The organism is Stenotrophomonas sp. 112478_Sma (genome assembly GCF_056479905.1).
The window spans coordinates 3,825,797-3,842,577 of sequence record NZ_CM151072.1 but is presented as its reverse complement, the minus strand read 5'-3'; the positions used below and the strand labels follow the sequence as shown (position 1 = coordinate 3,842,577).

General features: G+C 68.4%; 14 protein-coding genes. 7 read left to right on the top strand and 7 right to left on the bottom strand.

Annotation, left to right across the window (positions count from 1 at the left end):
- Positions 1–41 precede the first annotated feature (41 nt).
- Positions 42–1,322 (bottom strand): NAD(P)/FAD-dependent oxidoreductase, encoded by a 1,281-nt coding sequence (locus ACZK08_RS17495; protein WP_065181581.1) that lies wholly within the window; start codon positions 1,320–1,322, stop codon positions 42–44.
- Between the two features lie 119 nt (positions 1,323–1,441).
- Between ACZK08_RS17495 and ACZK08_RS17490 the strand changes: the two genes are divergently transcribed.
- Together ACZK08_RS17490 and ACZK08_RS17485 are read left to right on the top strand one after the other, a co-directional pair.
- A complete protein-coding gene (locus ACZK08_RS17490) occupies positions 1,442–2,236 on the top strand; it encodes an NYN domain-containing protein (RefSeq protein WP_053515735.1) in 795 nt (264 codons plus the stop codon).
- 106 nt (positions 2,237–2,342) lie between these two features.
- Positions 2,343–2,963, top strand: a complete 621-nt coding sequence (locus ACZK08_RS17485; RefSeq protein WP_065174440.1) for a glutathione S-transferase family protein — start codon at positions 2,343–2,345, stop codon at positions 2,961–2,963.
- Between the two features lie 59 nt (positions 2,964–3,022).
- Here the strand turns inward: ACZK08_RS17485 and ACZK08_RS17480 are convergent, their stop codons facing one another.
- A complete protein-coding gene (locus ACZK08_RS17480) occupies positions 3,023–5,200 on the bottom strand; it encodes a primosomal protein N' (protein WP_065181582.1) in 2,178 nt (725 codons plus the stop codon).
- A gap of 413 nt (positions 5,201–5,613) precedes the next feature.
- Between ACZK08_RS17480 and ACZK08_RS17475 the strand changes: the two genes are divergently transcribed.
- The 4 genes from ACZK08_RS17475 (at position 5,614) to sppA (ending at position 10,705) form a co-directional block, all read left to right on the top strand.
- On the top strand, positions 5,614–6,621 hold the full coding sequence (locus ACZK08_RS17475) for a hypothetical protein (protein ID WP_065174442.1): 1,008 nt from the start codon (positions 5,614–5,616) through the stop codon (positions 6,619–6,621).
- A complete protein-coding gene (locus ACZK08_RS17470; protein WP_065181583.1) occupies positions 6,614–7,183 on the top strand; it encodes a DUF3106 domain-containing protein in 570 nt (189 codons plus the stop codon). Before ACZK08_RS17475 ends, ACZK08_RS17470 begins: the two co-directional genes overlap by 8 nt.
- Before the next feature lie 125 nt (positions 7,184–7,308).
- The gene (locus ACZK08_RS17465; RefSeq protein ID WP_053515745.1) at positions 7,309–8,673 is read left to right on the top strand and encodes an MATE family efflux transporter; all 1,365 of its coding nucleotides are present in this window, start codon (positions 7,309–7,311) and stop codon (positions 8,671–8,673) included.
- A 109-nt stretch (positions 8,674–8,782) separates the two neighbouring features.
- Positions 8,783–10,705, top strand: coding sequence for a signal peptide peptidase SppA (gene sppA, locus ACZK08_RS17460; protein ID WP_053515746.1), 1,923 nt, complete (start codon positions 8,783–8,785; stop codon positions 10,703–10,705).
- A 100-nt stretch (positions 10,706–10,805) separates the two neighbouring features.
- On the opposite strand, the gene ACZK08_RS17455 is transcribed toward sppA, so the two are convergent.
- Positions 10,806–11,018: a hypothetical protein gene (locus ACZK08_RS17455; RefSeq protein WP_053515748.1), complete on the bottom strand. Its 213-nt coding sequence runs from the start codon at positions 11,016–11,018 to the stop codon at positions 10,806–10,808.
- Positions 11,019–11,129: 111 nt separating this feature from the next.
- On the opposite strand from ACZK08_RS17455, the gene ACZK08_RS17450 reads away from it, so the two are divergent.
- Entirely contained in the window at positions 11,130–11,906 is a 777-nt protein-coding gene (locus ACZK08_RS17450) for an SDR family oxidoreductase (RefSeq protein WP_065181584.1), read from the top strand.
- A 38-nt stretch (positions 11,907–11,944) separates the two neighbouring features.
- Here the strand turns inward: ACZK08_RS17450 and ACZK08_RS17445 are convergent, their stop codons facing one another.
- The 4 genes from ACZK08_RS17445 to ACZK08_RS17430 form a co-directional block, all read right to left on the bottom strand.
- A complete protein-coding gene (locus ACZK08_RS17445; RefSeq protein WP_065181585.1) occupies positions 11,945–12,667 on the bottom strand; it encodes a hypothetical protein in 723 nt (240 codons plus the stop codon).
- A 25-nt stretch (positions 12,668–12,692) separates the two neighbouring features.
- A complete protein-coding gene (locus tag ACZK08_RS17440; RefSeq protein WP_065181586.1) occupies positions 12,693–13,367 on the bottom strand; it encodes a hypothetical protein in 675 nt (224 codons plus the stop codon).
- Positions 13,368–13,423: 56 nt separating this feature from the next.
- Positions 13,424–14,014 carry an L-threonylcarbamoyladenylate synthase type 1 TsaC gene (tsaC, locus tag ACZK08_RS17435; RefSeq protein ID WP_080375246.1) on the bottom strand — a complete coding sequence of 197 codons (591 nt, stop codon included), beginning with the start codon at positions 14,012–14,014 and terminating at the stop codon, positions 13,424–13,426.
- 105 nt (positions 14,015–14,119) lie between these two features.
- Positions 14,120–16,621 (bottom strand): DNA topoisomerase I, encoded by a 2,502-nt coding sequence (locus tag ACZK08_RS17430; RefSeq protein ID WP_065181587.1) that lies wholly within the window; start codon positions 16,619–16,621, stop codon positions 14,120–14,122.
- Positions 16,622–16,781: the final 160 nt, after the last annotated feature.

Sequence of the window (16,781 nt, the reverse complement as noted above, 5' to 3'; positions counted from 1 at the left end):
CTTTCCGCAGGAAGGGGATCCGACCCCGTTGCAGACCTGCGCTACCGTTTCGGCCGGCGGTCATCCTGGTCGTCGCCGAAGATGATGCGTGCGCTGCGCTGGTAGCTCCAGTACGCCACCGCCCAGTTCAGCAGCACCACGATGCGGTTGCGGAAGCCGATCAGGAAGAACACGTGCGCGGCCAGCCAGAACCACCAGGCCAGCACGCCCGACAGCTGCAGGCGCCCCAGGTGCACGATGGCGGCCATGCGGCCGATGGTGGCCAGGTTGCCGTAGTCCGCGTACTTGAAGGGCCCGGGCTCCGGCCTGCCGTGCAGGCGTGCACGGATGACCTCGGCCACGTACTTGCCCATCTGCTTGGCCGCGGGCGCTACGCCGGGCACGGGCTTGCCATTGGCCTGGTTCACCGCGGCCAGATCGCCGGCCACGAACAGTTCCGGATGCCCGGGCAGGGTCAGGTCCGGCTGCACCTGCACGCGCCCGGCACGGTCCAGTGGCACGTCCAGCGTGCGCGCCAGCGGCGAGGCGGCCACGCCGGCCGCCCACACCACGGTGCGCGCCGGCACGAACTGGTCACCCAGCGTGAAGCCCTGGCTGTCGATGTTGCTCACCGGCGTTCCGGTCAGCACTTCCACACCCAGCTTTTCCAGCTGCCGGCGCGCCTTCAGCGAGAGCACTTCCGGGAACGAGGACAGCACGCGTGGACCGGCTTCCACCAGGCGTACCTTGGCGCTGGCCGGATCGATGTGGCGGAATTCATTGCGCAGCGTATGGCGTGCAATCTCGGCCAGGGTGCCCGCCAGTTCGACGCCGGTCGGGCCGCCGCCGACGACGGCAAAGCTGAGCCACGCCGCCTTCCTGGCCGGGTCCGGTTCGGCTTCGGCGCGCTCGAACGCCAGCAGCAGCTTGCGGCGCAGGGCAATGGCATCGTCGAGGGTCTTCAGGCCGGGCGCATCATCGGCCCACTGGTCGTTGCCGAAGTAGGCGTGAGTGGCGCCGGTAGCCAGCAGCAGGCTGTCGTAGTCCAGCGTGCTGCCGTCGGCCAGCCGCACCTGGCGGACCTGCCTGTCGATGGCCACGACCTCACCGAGCCGCACTTCCACGTTGCGCTGGTGGCCGAGGATGTGGCGCAGCGGTGCGGCGATGTCCGGCGCTGACAGGCCTGCAGTGGCGACCTGGTACAGCAGCGGCTGGAACAGGTGATGGTTGCGGCGGTCGACCAGGGTGATGCGGATGCGTTCGCGTGCCAGCGCACGGGTGGCCCAGAGGCCGGCAAAACCGCCGCCGACAACGACCAGGTGGGGAACGCGCTCACGACTCATCGACTCACTCCAGGGGGCATGGGGAACCGTCCGGCATCTTCGCACGGCGGCGGCCTGTCACGTCAGCGTGCGCGCGGATCGGCGATACTCGGATTCAGGCAACCGCCAGCGAGAGGCCCATGAGCGAACCGGAAAAGCGCATCGCCCTGTTGATCGACGCCGACAACGCGCCCGCATCGAAGATCGACGAAGTGCTGGCGGAGGTGGCCCGCTACGGCGTGGCCAATGTCCGCCGTGCCTACGGCAACTGGAAGAGCCCACGGCTGAAAGGCTGGGAGGCGGTGCTGCACGAGTACGCGATCCGGCCCATCCAGCAGTTCGCCTACAGCAAGGGCAAGAACGCCTCGGACATGGCCATGGTGATCGATGCGATGGACCTGCTGTACGCGCGCAACCTCGACGGCTTCGCCATCGTCTCCAGCGATGCTGATTTCACTCCAATGGTGATGCGTCTGTTGACCGACGGGGTGAAGGTGTATGGCTTCGGCGAAAAGAAGACGCCGGAACCCTTCGTCAATGCCTGTTCCAAATTCACCTATCTGGAAGCACTGGGCCAGGCCCATGCCAGCGTGCCGGAAGTGGAACAGGGCACGGCAGAGCCGGGTGCCATCGAGCCGGCCACCGGTGAAACGGGCAGCGGCGAGGAAGTGCGCCCGCGCAAGAGCGGCGCGGAAATGCGCAGCGATACACGTCTGGTGAAGATGCTGCGCCGCGCCGTGTCCGCAGCGGAAGGCGAGGACGGCTGGTCGCACCTGGGGCCGGTGGGCAGCCAGATCGCCAACCAGGCCTCGTTCGATTCGCGCAACTATGGCTATGGAAAGCTGAGTGATCTGCTGGCGGCGATCGGTCTGTTCGAACTGAAGAAGGATGGCAAGTCGTCCTACGTGCGCGCGCTGCCGAAGAAGAACCGGTAGCGCCGGGCCATGCCCGGCCGACGCCCCCGCGCATCATTCCGCACGCCCACATGTACACCGATCAGGCGTATCGTTGCCGCTCGCATTGCCCGCAAGGAATACCCGCATGTTGAAGATCTGGGGCCGTCGCAATTCCAGCAACGTCCGCAAGGTGCTGTGGTGTGCCGAAGAGATCGGCCTGCCCTACGAGTCCATCGAAGTGGGCGGCAGCCACGGTGGCACACAGACGCCGGAATACCTGGCGATGAACCCCAACAGCCTGGTGCCGGTGATCGAGGACCAGGGCCTGCCGCTGTGGGAGTCCAACGCCATCGTGCGCTACCTGAGCGCGCGCTACGCGCTGGGGACTCTGTACGCCGAGGATCCGATGGAACGTGCCCAGGCCGAGAAATGGATGGACTGGAGCACTTCGCGGATGGCGCCGCTGTACAGCGATCTGATCTGGGGCATCATGCGCACCGCGCCGGCAGACCGCGACGAATCGCGGATCAATGCTGCCATCGTCCGCGCCGCCGATTACCTGGCGATGGCCGACGCGACGCTGGCCACGCAGCCGTGGCTGTCGGGCGCGACATTCGCGATGGGCGACATCCCGTTGGGTTCACTGGTGTACGCCTGGTATGAACTGCCGATCCAGCGTCCGGACCTGCCCCACCTGGCCGAGTGGTACGCCCGGCTGCGTGAGCGACCCGCTTACCAGCGCGGCGTGATGTCACCGCTGACGTAAGCGGGAATCGTGCGCGGTAACGATGGCGCCGGGCCATGCCCGGCGGATTCTGCATGCATTCAATACAGATCCGTCGGATCCACATCCAGCGACCAGCGCACCTTGCGGGCTTCCGGCAAGGCATACAGCTGCGGTACCAGCTGCGCCAGCACGCCGTGCAGAGGCGGGCGCTGTGCCGATGACAGCAGCAGCTGCGTGCGCTGGTAGCCGGCCCGGCGCGGCATCGGTGCCGGCATCGGTCCGTACGCTTCCACCAGCGCCTGTTCGCCCAGCAGTCGCCGTGCAGCCAGCAGGAACGCGTTGGCGTGCTCCACCTGCTGCGCTTCGGCACGCATCAGTGCCAGATGCGCGAATGGCGGGAAGCCGGCGGCCTGCCGCTGGTTCAGTTCGGCCTGCGCGAACGGGTGGTAGCCGCCGTTGACCAGCGTCTCCAGCAGGGGATGACCCGGATGGTGGGTCTGCAGCCACACCTCGCCCGGATCGCGGGCGCGCCCGGCGCGGCCGGCGACCTGGATCAACTGCTGCGCGAGTTTCTCGCTGGCGCGGAAATCGGCCGAGAACAGGCCCTCGTCGATGCCGACCACCACCACCAGCGTGAGTCTGGGCAGATCGTGGCCCTTGGCCAGGATCTGCGTGCCGACCAGGATGCCGGCCTGGTCCCCCAGCTTGGCCAGCTGCTGTTCCAGCGCATCGCGGCGGGCGGTGGTGCCGCGGTCGATGCGCACCACCGGGTACTCGGCGAAGGCGGCGGTGAGGTGCTCCTCCAGCCGCTCGGTGCCGATTCCCTGTGGCTGCAGGGCCAGGCTGCCGCAGGCGGGGCAGGCCAGTGGCGCCGGTTGCCGCGCACCGCAGTGATGGCACTGCAGGCGACGGCCGCCGCCATGCACGGTCATCGGCGCATCACAGCGCTGGCACGGCGCCGTCCAGCCGCAGTCATGGCACAGCAGTACCGGTGCGTAACCACGCCGGTTCTTGAACACCAGCACCTGCTGGCCGCGCTGCAGGTGCTCGCCGATGCCGGCCAGCACTTCGGCCGAGAGACCGTCCTGCAGGGGACGCTTGCGCACATCCAGGATGCGCACGCGTGGCGGCCGCGCGTCGCCGGCGCGCTGCTTCAGGCGCAGGTGCAGGTAACGACCGGCATAGGCGTTGTGCAGGGTTTCCAGCGACGGTGTCGCGCTGCCCAGCAGCACCGGAACCCCCAGCGCCTTGGCACGCACCAGGGCGAAATCGCGCGCGTGGTAGCGGATGCCGTCCTGCTGCTTGTAGCTGCCGTCATGTTCCTCGTCCACGATCAGCAGGCCGGCCTGCGGCAGCGGCGTGAACACCGCCGAGCGGGTGCCGACGATCACCCGCGCTTCGCCGCGCGAGGCGGCTGCCCAGACGCGCGCGCGCTCGTTGTCGTTCAATCCCGAATGCAGCGCATGCACGGCGATGCCCAGGCGGCCGCGGAAACGCGCCAGGGTCTGCGGCGTCAGTCCGATTTCGGGCACCAGCACCAGCGCCTGCCGGCCTTGGGCCAGGCAGTGGATGATCGCCTGCAGGTAGACCTCGGTCTTGCCGCTGCCGGTCACCCCATCGAGCAGGAAGGGCTGGAACCCCTCCGCGGCGTTGATCGGGGCAACGGCTTCGGCCTGGTCCGGATTGAGGGTCGGGCCGGGCAGCGGTTGCGCGTGCTGTGGCGCCACGCTCAGTGCAACGCGCTCGGCCAGTGCGCGCTTGCCGAGACTGCGCGCCGCGCTGCGCCAGTCCTCCATGCGCGCCCCCAGCACGTCCTCGTCCACGACGGCGTCGGCCAGCAGTTCCGCCAACTGCCGCGGGCGGCTGCCTGCGCGCAGCGTGCCGCGCTGCGCGTGGCCTGCGGCGGTCAGCTGCCAGCCCCAATGATGGGTGTCGGGCAGGGCTTCGCCGTGCCGCAGCGGCCCCGGCAGGGCCGTGCTCAGCACTTCGCCCAGCGGCGCGTGGGTGTATCGGGCCAGCCATTGCAGGCTCTGCCACAGTTCGCCCTGCAGCAGGGGCGCGGGGTCGCACCACGCGAGCGCCTGACGCAGGCCCTGGCCGTCGTCGGCCTGGCCGTGGCCGGCCACCACGCCGATGAGTTCGCGGTTGCCGAACGGCACCTTAACCCGGCAGCCGACCGCCACGTCCGGGGCATCGCCCTGCGGCGACAGATAGTCGAACAGGCGGGGCAGGGGGACGGGCAGGGCGACCTGCAGGGTCGGAATCGGGTCGAGCATCGGGGCAGTGTAACGGGCCGTGTGCACCCGCATGCCGCCCGGAAGGTCCACACGGGGGACGTCGCCGAATCATAAATGTCACCTAAATATCGGTGTCCATTGGAGATTCAGTCTTATCCACACGTTCTGTGGATAACACTGTGCGTTACCGGTCAACGGCTGCGCAGGACGCCGATGGCGACGGCCTCGCCCTTGGGTTGGTCAAAAAATCGCCATACTTTAAAATGTATTAAAATCAATATGTTATGTGTGAAACATTGCTGAAACAGAGTGAATTCAGCGAGATGTCGCGGTTTTGCCGGGCGCCAGCGTGGTGCTGTGCACAACCTGCAGCATGAAGTGCCCACGGACGCAAGTCCTGCCGGGCGCCGATGGCCTGCCGCTATCATGCCGGCAGACCTCTGGAGTGACCGATGACCGCTGTGCCCGCCCCTGTTTCCTCGACCGCGGCCGGTGCGCTGTCGGCGTTTCTGCGTGGCGTAGAGCGCCGTGCCCTGGTAGTGGCGGAGCTGCAATGCGGCGACCCGGCCCGGGCCGAGCAGACCCTGGTGGCGGTGATGCGCGCCTTCTCGGCCGTTGCCAGCGATCTGCCGATGGCACAGTGGCCGACCCGCTTCTGGACCCTGCTGGGGCAGCGGCAGGCACTGCGCGAGCCGGCCCCGGGCCAGTGGCCGCCGGCACTCGCCGCACTGGGCGGCATGGCACCGCTGCCACGGCTGGCCCTGCTGCTGCGGGTGGGCGGCAGCCTGGATGAGAACATCGCCACGCGGGTACTCGATCGTGATGAGGCTGGCTACCAGCAGCTGCTGGCCGATGCCTGCCCGCGTGATGCCCAGGGTCAGCCGGATGCCGTTGCCTGGCGCGGCCTGGCCGAACAGGTGCAGCAGCGCATCCGCGACCTGCCGGCGCAGCGACTGCAGCAGCTGCAGCAGCCGGCAGCTGCCACCAGCAGCAATCCGCAGGCGCCGACGTCCAGCTGGAGGGCACCGCAGCGCGATGAACGGAGCGCTGCCAGCCCCCGGCGCCGGCGCCCCGATGCCCGACCGCGCTGGCGCGGGCCGGCGATCCTGCTGCTCACAGTGGCAGTACTGCTGGCAGCCGCTCTGGGCTGGCGCCATTGGAGCGGTCGGTCGCTGGTGAGCGATGCGCCGCTGCCGGAGGGGGTGGTTGCCGAGGCCGGCCCGGTCACGGTCGAGGCGCTGCCGCCGAGCACGGTCGCTGCCACGCCGCAGGCGGACAGCGCCCCGGCCAACGATGACGCAGCAATGCTGGCCGACCGCGATTATCCGTTGCTGGCCGAGGCCGATCTGTATGCCTGGACGGCCGCCGGTGGTCCGCTGCCGGTGGACGAGTCGCAGACCAAGCCGAGCCGGCCAGAGCCGGCCAGCGCAGTGCTGGAAACCGCCGCCGCCGATGAATAAGTCCGTGATCACCAGCCTGCTGCTGGCCATCCCGTTGTCGCTGTCCGCAACGCCCCAGACCCTGAATGTTCCACTGCCACCCGCGCCGGCGGCCACGCCCGCGGTCCCGCCATCGGCGGCACCCACCGCGTTCGTCCAGCTCGACGCGCAGCAGCAGCGGCAGCGCCGCGTCGACTACGCCGCTTGGCGCGCGCTGCCGGAAAGCGAGCGCGAACGCATCCGTCAGGCGGCCACGCGGTTCGCCGCACTGCCGGCCGCACAGCAGGAGCGCCTGCGCTCGCAATTCCAGGCACAGGACCAGGCGTTCCGCGATGGCTGGCGGCTGGGGCCGCAACTGGGCGTGGAGTTTCCCAAGCTGCATGGGCTGTTCGGCTTCCTGCCACCGCAGCAGCGCGACAGTGCACTGGCCGTGCTGCACCAGCTCAGCCCGGCACAGCTGGCGCAGTTGGCGCTGGTGGCCCAGCGCACGCCGCCGCAGGAACGCGATGCGGTGCGCAGCGCGTTCCTCGCCGTACCTGCTGCGGAACGAGACGCCTGGCTCAAGCGCCAGGCCGGCCAGTAAGCGCGCGGTCAAACCCAGCGTTCACGCCATGTCATGGGAATGAACGCACCGCGCGCGTAAGATGACGGCCCGCAACCCGGTGCCTGTGCCCTTCGCGCGCAACCGCAGTTCGCGTTCTGCATCCCATGTCCAACGCAACCTCCACGCCGCGCTTCAGCAAGGAAGTCGGCGCCACCGGTCTGCTCGCCCTGCCGCTCGTGCTCGGGCATGTCTCCACCGGCCTGATCTCCTTCGTCGACAACGTGATTGCCGGTCATCACGCCACCTCAACCCTGGCGGCCGTGACCATCGGCACGGCCCTACTCTGGCTGCCGATGCTGATTCCGATCGGCACGCTGATCTCGCTGACCGCCTCGGTATCACAGCTGCACGGCGCCGGCCGCGAGCGCGAGATCGGTCCGCTGTTCCGGCAGGCGTTGTGGCTGGCGCTGGGCCTGGGCCTGATCATGTTCACCTTCCTCACGGTGGTGCCGCCGCTGCTGCCCGCCTTCGGCATCGCGCCGGACATCGTGCCCGGCGCAACAGCGTTCCTGCATGCGGTGCGCTGGGGCGGGCCGGCGCTGACGCTGTACTTCTGCATGCGCTATCTCAGCGAGGGCATGCACTGGACGCTGCCGACCATGTTGATCGGCTTCGGCGGCCTGGTGGTGCTGGCGCCGATGGGCTACGTGCTGGCCAACGGCAAGCTGGGCTTCCCGGAGCTGGGTGCCGAGGGCCTGGGCATCGCCTCGGCGGTGATGATGTGGTTGCAGGCAAGCGCATTTGCCCTCTATCTGTGGCGTACCCGGCGATTCGCCCATCTGCAGCTGTTCTCGCACTTCGAGTGGCCGCGCTGGAAGGCGATCTGGGACCTGCTGCGCACCGGTCTGCCGATCGGCATCACCGTGCTGATGGAAGGTGGGTTGTTCATCGTCACCGCACTGCTGATCGGCCGCCTCGGCGCCAACGAGGCGGCAGCCCACCAGATCGCGATCAACGTGGCGCAGCTGTGCTTCATGATCCCGATGGGCGTGGCCGAGGCCACCACGGTGCGCGTGGGTCATGCAGTGGGGCGGGGTGATGGCTTCGGTGTGCGTCGTGCAGCCTGGGCCGGCTACGCGATCATCATGGGTACACAGACGTTGTCCGCGCTGGTGCTGCTGTTCGGCCACGATGCCATCGTCGGGGTGTACACCAACGATCTGGCGGTGGCCGGCCTGGCCTCCACGCTGCTGCTGTACGCGGCCACCTTCCAGTTCCCGGACGGCATCCAGGTGCTGTCGGCCGGTGCTCTGCGCGGCCTGAAGGACACCCGCGTGCCGATGTTCATCGCCATGTTCGCCTACTGGGGCCTGGGCATGCCGCTCGGCGCCGGGCTCGGCCTGGGGCTGGGCATGGGCCCGCAGGGCATGTGGATCGGCCTGATCGTCGGCCTCACTGCCGCCGCCATCCTGATGGGCTGGCGCCTGCGTCGCAGCAGCCAGCGCATCGGCCAGTCCGCGCTGTCCTGACCCTCCGCCCGTCACCCCGTGACGGGCGATCCCCTGACTTGTGTCCGATGCCGCCTCACACGGCACCGGCTATGCTGTTACCACGGCAAGAAGCCATCCGGAGCGCTCCATGAATCAACCCGTGCCCCCGCTGCCCCAGGCGCGTCGCAATCCCGTCGCCAGTTTCTTCATCGGGCTGTGGGACGTCATGAATTTCACCCGCCGGTTGATCCTCAACCTGGTGTTCTTCGGCCTGCTGTTCCTGCTGCTGGTGGTGTTCGTCATCGCCGCCGGCATGGGCGCCGGTGCCAGCAAATCGCTGCAGGACCGCACGACCCTGGTGATCGCACCGGAAGGGCGCCTGGTCGAGCAGTTCAGCGCCGATCCGGTCAGCCGCGCGCTGGCCAAGGCCGTGGGCGACAACAGCGCCGAAGAGGTCCAGCTGCGTGACCTGGTCCGGGTGATCGAGTCGGCGCGCGAGGACAAGAAGATCGAGCGCGTGGTGCTGGAACTGGACAAGCTGCAGCCCTCCGGCTTCGCCTCGCTGCGTGAAGTCGCCGCCGCGCTGCAGAGCCTGCGCGCGTCCGGCAAGCAGCTGGTGGCCTACAGCGAAAGCATGGGCCAGTCGCAGTACCTGCTGGCTGCGCAGGCCGACGAGGTCTACCTGGATCCGATGGGATCGGTGGTGCTCGAGGGTCTGGGCCGCTACCGCCAGTACTTCCGCTCCGGCCTGCAGGACAAGCTGGGCGTGGACGTGCACCTGTTCAAGGTGGGCGAGTACAAGTCCGCGGCCGAGCCCTATGTGCTTGATGCTGCTTCGCCGGCGGCCAAGGAAGCCGACCTGTACTGGATGAACGACGTGTGGCAGCGCTATCTGGGCGACATCGCCAAGGCGCGCCGGCTGGATCCGGCGCAACTGGCCGCCGGCATCGATACGCTGCCCGAAGGTGTGGCGGCTGCCGGTGGCGATCTGGCCAAGTTCGCCCTGCAGCAGAAGCTGGTGACCGCGCTGAAGACCCGCGAGGAGTTCGAAGACCTGATGATCGAACGCGGCGTGGCCGATGAAGACGCTGAGGGCGGCTTCCGCAATGTCGATTTCGGTCGCTACATGGCCCTGCTCGACGCCCGCCGCAGTCCGGTGGATGCACGCCCGCAGGTGGCCGTTGTGGTTGCCGCCGGCGAGATCAGTGGCGGTGACCTGCCGGCCGGCCGCATCGGTGGTGAGTCCACGTCGGCGCTGCTGCGCGCTGCGCGCGACGACGAGCAGGTCAAGGCCGTGGTGCTGCGCGTGAATTCGCCGGGTGGCGAAGTGTTCGCCTCCGAGCAGATCCGCCGTGAAGTGGTGGCCCTGCAGGCCGCCGGCAAGCCGGTGGTGGTGTCAATGGGTGACCTGGCCGCGTCCGGTGGTTACTGGATCAGCATGAATGCCGATCGCATCTACGCCGATCCCTCGACCATCACCGGTTCGATCGGCATCTTCGGCATGATCCCGAACTTCAGCCGCGCGCTGGACAAGATCGGCGTGCATACCGATGGTGTCGGCACCACGCGCTTCGCCGGTGCGTTCGACGTCACCCGTCCGATGGATCCGGCGGTGGGCCAGGTCATCCAGACGGTCATCAACAAGGGCTACGCCGACTTCACCGGACGTGTCGCCGAAGCACGCAAGAAGCCGGTCGAGGCCATTGATGAGGTGGCCCGTGGCCGTGTCTGGAGTGGCGCGCAGGCAAAGGAACGTGGTCTGGTCGATGCCTTCGGTGGCCTGAAAGACGCCGTGGCCGACGCCGCCAGCCGCGCCAAGCTGGGCGGCGAAGACAAGTTCCGCGTGCGTTACATCGAAAAGGCCGCGACCCCGTTCGCGCAGTTCGTCAGTGGGTTTGCCGGCAGCCGTACTGGTGCCTGGATGCTGTCCGATTCGGGCGTGGCGCGGATGATGCTGGCGCGCACGATGCCGGAAGTGGATACCCAGCTGCGCTTCGTCGAGAACGCCGCGCGCGAGAAGGGTAACGGCGCTCCGGTAAAGACCCTGGCGTACTGCTTCTGCGGGTTCTGAGCACAGCCAGCCACGCGTAGCGTGGATCGACGGAAAACGCCCGGCCCTTGGCCGGGCGTTTTCGTTTGGCGGCGCTCCGCTGACAGCGCCATCGCGGCGATCAGCGCGCTGCGTCGGCTTCCGCGCTGCGCTCGCGCTCGGCGCCATCATCGACGGTCTTCTGCACGGCGCGCGCGCGATCGATCGGTTGCTGCGCTGCACGGGCCAGGGCTTGGGGTTCCGGCGGCCGTTCCGGGTCCGGTGCCGGTGGGCGTTGGCAGCCGGCCAGCAATACAGTCGCCGACAGCAGTACGGACAGGATCAGGATGCGCATGGTGGCTCTCCACGACGGGCGTGCGGCCAGTGTGGCACCGCCGGCAGGGGCGTGCCGTGAGCGCGTATCCTTTCTGCATCGGAACACAGCGGGCGCAGCCCGGGAGGACACATGACCCAGCAACGGTGGCGACTGGACGGGCAGACCGCACTGATCACCGGCGCCAGCGCCGGCATCGGCCTGGCCATCGCGCGTGAACTGGCCGGCTTCGGTGCCGACCTGATGATTGTCGGGCGCGACATCGACGCGCTGGAAACCGCGCGCGACGAGCTGGCCGACGCCTATCCCGACCAGCAGGTGCGCGCGCTTGCCGCCGACGTCTCCGACGACGAGGATCGCCGGCAGATCCTTGACTGGGTCGAGGACCATGCCGATGGCCTGCACGTGCTGGTCAACAATGCGGGTGGCAACATCACCCGCGCCGCCATCGACTATACCGAGGACGAGTGGCGCGGCATCTTCGAGACCAATCTGTTCTCGGCGTTTGAACTGTCGCGCTATGCGCATCCGCTGCTGGCACGTCACGCCTCGTCGGCCATCGTCAACGTTGGCAGCGTCTCCGGCCTGACCCATGTGCGCAGTGGCGTGGTGTACGGCATGAGCAAGGCGGCGATGCATCAGATGACCCGCAACCTGGCCGTGGAATGGGCCGAGGACGGCATCCGCGTGAACGCGGTGGCGCCGTGGTACATCCGCACGCGCCGCACCTCCGGGCCGTTGTCCGACCCTGACTACTACGAGGAAGTCATCGATCGCACGCCGATGCGCCGCATCGGTGAGCCGGAGGAAGTCGCCGCGGCCGTGGGCTTCCTGTGCCTGCCGGCGGCGAGTTATGTCACCGGCGAATGCATCGCCGTGGACGGCGGCTTCCTGCGCTACGGGTTCTGACCGTCACCGCGTTGGGCCCGCGCCACGCCGGCAGGTCCTCACCCCGGTACCGGGCAGTCGCTGGCCTCGAGCACGGCCTGCAGACGCTCGCGCTCGCTGCGCGCGGCGTCGAGGTTCTCCGGCGCGGCGAAGCGCTCACGCCCCCGGGCGTCGCGCAGGCGCTGCTGCCAGCTGCCGCAGCGCTGGATCTCGGGAACCTCCTCGCAGCGGTCGCGTACCACTTCGCAGCTGGCGGCATTGGCCGGGGTGACACCGCCAAGACCCTGTACGTCGAGCAGCACGCAGTGCGGTGGCGCCGCCTCGTACTCGTGCAGGTAGCGGCTTCCTTCCTCGCTGCTGCACTGGAAGATCGGCGGCAGCGGTGCCCGTGGCGCGGTGTCGCTGCGGCTTGCCGGGTCCGTCCGCAGCGGCAGCGCTGCGCTGTCCAGAATGGCGTCGCCGCCGCCAGCGGGTTCAACCATGCCCGCTTCCATGATGGTGCGCGCCTGGTCGAGCCGGCGCGGCGTGTCCGCCGCTGCCGGCGGCGGCGCTGACGACGGGGCGAGCTCCATTTCCTGGCCGGCGGGCGGCTCCACGCGCGGTGCCGGCGTCGCTGATGGCTCCGGTACCCGCTGGATCTGCTGCGTGCTGCCTTCGGGGCAGGGCGTGCGCTGCAGGGTAGGAACGTCGCTGCTGCTGAATGTGCAGCGGTAGATCACCATGTCCTCGGCGAACGCGTTTGCGGGCAGCAGCGCCAGAACCAGCCAGAGTGCTCTTCTCATGCGTGCAGCCTACACGGGCAGGGGCTCAACGCCCGCAGTCGCGCGACAGGCGCGCATCGATACCGCGCTGTTCGTTGCTGATCGCGGTGCGCTCGCTCTGCAGCGCGCTGTTGTAGCGGCGGTCCAGCTCCCAGCGGCGATCGCGCAGGCGCGAACAGACTTCCTGCGGCGGCAACGCATGGCAGGCGTCGCGGACCAGGATGTTGCCTGCCGGCACCTGCACGCCGACGCCGACCGCAGGTGGCCGGTAGAACGGCGGACCTCCGGCCGATGCGCCCGTGGCCGGGCGGGGCCCGGGATGGCCTGGCCCGAAATGGCCGCGCGGCGACCAGACCGTGGTCCACAGCGGGACCCAGCGTGGATTGCCTTCGTTGCTGTCGCTGGTGTAACGCTCGCCGTCGGCGGTAACGCATTCGTACATCGGTTGCGGAGGCTGGACGTAGACGTGCCGGACCTCGCGCTCGATCACGGCCGGCGGCGTGCTGGTTGCGGGCGCGGCGTCGCTGCGCACCACCTGCGGCGCCGGATCACGCGGCCGCTGCAGGTCGCGCACTTCCTGGCGGCCGCTGCTGCACGGCGTGTCCTGCAGTGCCACGGCGCCATTGCTGCCGACACAGCGGTAGACACGCACATCGTCGGCGGCGGTGGCGGTCAATGGCAGCAGCAGGCTCAGGCAGAGGGCGGCGCGCAGCGGGCTCATGGAGGCAGCGTGCGGGATCCGGCGGAGCGGCGCAATCCGCGCGTCCACAGGGCGGCTCAGGATCGCAGGACGTTGCCGCTGAGCGCATCGCGGATCGGCGTCGGCTGGGCCAGGCCGCCGGTCGGGCCGTCCAGGATACCGTCCAGCAGGCGCAGCAGGCGCGGATCCAGTTCCTCGCGGCTGCGTGCCGGCGGCTCGCCGGCCAGGTTGGCGCTGGTGGAGACCAGCGGCCCGCCCCACGCGTGGCACAGTGCCGCCACCAGCGGGTGGGCGCTGATGCGCACCGCGATGCCGCTGTGTTCGCCGGTGATCCAGCCTGGCGCGCGTGATCCGGCAGGAAGAATCCAGGTGTTGGCGCCGGGCCAGCTGGCCAGCACTGCACGCTGACGCTCGTCGGGCAACGCCTGCAGGCGTACCCAGCCTTCCAGCTGCGCCAGCTCGGCGGCCACCAGGATCATGCCCTTCTCGATCGGCCGCTGCTTCAGCCGCAGCACCGTGTGCACCGCCGCTTCGTGCGACGGGTCGCATCCCAGGCCCCAGACCGCTTCGGTGGGATAGGCGATCACGCCGCCGGAGCGCAGCAGGGTGACGGCAGAATCCAGGGTGAGTTCTTTCATGGTGGCGACCGGCCCGGCATGGGCCTTCATTATCCTCCCACCGCGTGCAGATGGGGTGGACCGGCGCCATCGAGGCGGCGCCGGACCGGGTACTGCACTGCCTGCGCCCGGCCCATGGCCGGGCGCTGTCCCGCATCAGGCCTTCTTGACGACCTTCTTGGCCGCTTTCTTCGCCGGTGCCTTCTTGGCGGCGGCCTTCTTTGCCGGCGCCTTTTTCGCGGCCGCCTTCTTGGCCGGTGCCTTCTTGGCCACTGCCTTCTTCGGCGCGGCTTCCTTCTTCACCGCCGCCTTCTTCGCCGGTGCCTTCTTGGCAGCGGCTTTTTTCGCGCCGAAGCCCTTGCGCACCGGCTTGCCGGTTTCTTCCATCAGCTGCTGCACTTCGGCCAGCGTCAGCGAGGCGGGCTCGCGGTCCTTGGGAATCTTGCCGTTCATCCTGCCGTCGCTGATGTACGGGCCGAAGCGGCCATTCAGCACCTGGATGTCGCTGCCTTCGAATTCCTTGATGATCCGGTTGCGCGCGATCTCTTCCTTCTCTTCGATCAGGAAGACGGCGCGGGCCAGGTCGATGGTGTACGGGTCGTCTTCCTTCTTCAGCGAGGCATAGGTGCTGCCACGCTTGGCGAACGGGCCGAAGCGACCAATGCCGACGCTGACCGGTTCGCCCTTGTCCTCACCCAGCGCGCGCGGCATCAGGAACAGCTCCAGCGCGTCTTCCAGGGTGATGGTGTGCATCGACTGGCCCGGGCGCAGCGAAGCGAACTTCGGCTTCTCCTCGGCATCTTCGGCGGTGCTGCCGATGGCGGCGTACGGCCCGAAGCGACCCAGGCGCACGCTGACCGGCTTGCCGGTCTTCGGGTCGGTGCCAAGCTCGCGCGCACCACTGGCTTCGGCACGATCGACCGATTCCTTCTTGTCCTCGACCAGCTCCTTGAACGGCTCCCAGAAGCGTGACATCAGCGGGATCCACTCTTCCTCGCCGCGCGAGACGGCGTCCAGCTCGTCTTCAAGCCTGGCGGTGAAGTCGTAGTCCACGTACTGGGTGAAGTGGCTGGACAGGAACTTGGACACTGCACGACCGACGTCGGACGGACGGAAGCTGCGACCTTCCATCTCCACGTACTTGCGGAACAGCAGGGTCTGGATGATCGAGGCGTAGGTCGAGGGACGACCGATCCCGTACTCTTCCAGCGCCTTGACCAGTGCCGCCTCGGTGAAGCGGGGCGGCGGCTGGGTGAAGTGCTGCTCGGCCAGGATGCGTTCCAGCGGCACGCGGTCGCCGGGCTTCATCGCCGGCAGCTTGCGGCCTTCGTCCTCGTCTTCGGCGCTCTTGCTGTCCTTGCCTTCCTCGTACACGGCCAGGAAGCCGGGCACGACCACGGTGGTGCCACTGGCACGGAAGACGTGTTCGCTGCCGGCCGACAGGTCGACGCTGACGGTGTTGAGCGTGGCCGGAATCATCTGGCACGCTACCGCGCGCTTCCAGATCAGTTCGTACAGCCTGCGCTCGTCGTCGGTCAGGAACCGCGACACCTGCGCCGGCGTGCGCAGCGCCGAGGTCGGTCGCACCGCTTCGTGCGCTTCCTGGGCGTTCTTGGACTTGGTCTGGTAGGTGTTGGGCTGGTCCGGCAGCGAACCGATGCCGTAATCGCGGGCGATCACGTCGCGGATTTCCGCCAGCGCATCCTGAGACAGGTTGACCGAGTCGGTACGCATGTAGGAGATCAGGCCGACCGTGCCTTCATCGCCGATTGCCACGCCTTCGTACAGCTTCTGCGCCACCTGCATGGTCTTGCGGGTGGTGAAGCCGAGCTTGCGCGAGGCTTCCTGCTGCAGGGTGGAGGTGGTGAACGGCGGCGCCGGGCGGCGCTTGCGCTCCTTGCTGGCCACGTCGGTGACGTGCAGCGAGCCCTGCGCCGCCTGCTGGATGCGCAGGCGGGCGGCCTCGGCGGTATCGCCGTCGGTGATGGTGAACTGTTCGAACTTCTGTCCGTCCAGCTTCACCAGCTTGGCATTGAAGTGTTGCGACGGGTGCGCGCATTCGGCGGCGATGGACCAGTATTCGCGCGCGATGAAGGCTTCGATCTCTTCCTCGCGCTCGACGATCATGCGCAGTGCCGGGCTCTGCACGCGGCCGGCGGACAGGCCGCGCTGTACCTTGCGCCACAGCACCGGCGACAGGTTGAAACCGACCAGGTAATCCAGCGCACGGCGTGCCTGCTGGGCGTCCACCAGATCGCTGGCGATGGCCCGCGGCTGGTTGATCGCTTCCTTGATGGCGCGCGGGGTGATCTCGGTGAAGACCACGCGCTGCATCGGCTTGTCCTTGACCAGCCCGCGCTCCTTCAGGATCTCGGCGATGTGCCAGCTGATCGCCTCGCCTTCGCGGTCCGGGTCGGTCGCCAGCAGGATGTCATCGGCGCCCTTGGCCGCCTTGGCGATCGCATCGACGTGCTTTTCGTTCTTGTCGATCACGTCGTAGTGCATGGCGAAGCCGTTGTCCGGATCGACCGCGCCTTCCTTCGGGATCAGATCGCGCACGTGCCCATACGAGGCCAGGACGGTGTAGTCCTTGCCGAGGTATTTGTTGATCGTCTTGGCCTTGGCCGGCGATTCGACGATGAGCAGGTGCTTGGGCATGGCAGCAGTGTCTGTGGGGCGAGCCGCAGGGGAGGGGCCGCTAGGGTGGAGCAAACGGCCGCATTAGTGAAGCGGCCACGGGCAAATCCATAAACTGAACGCCCGGTTGGGTGCCGGGCGTTCAGGTTTCCTTATTAGAGGAATCACGCCCGGACGCTCC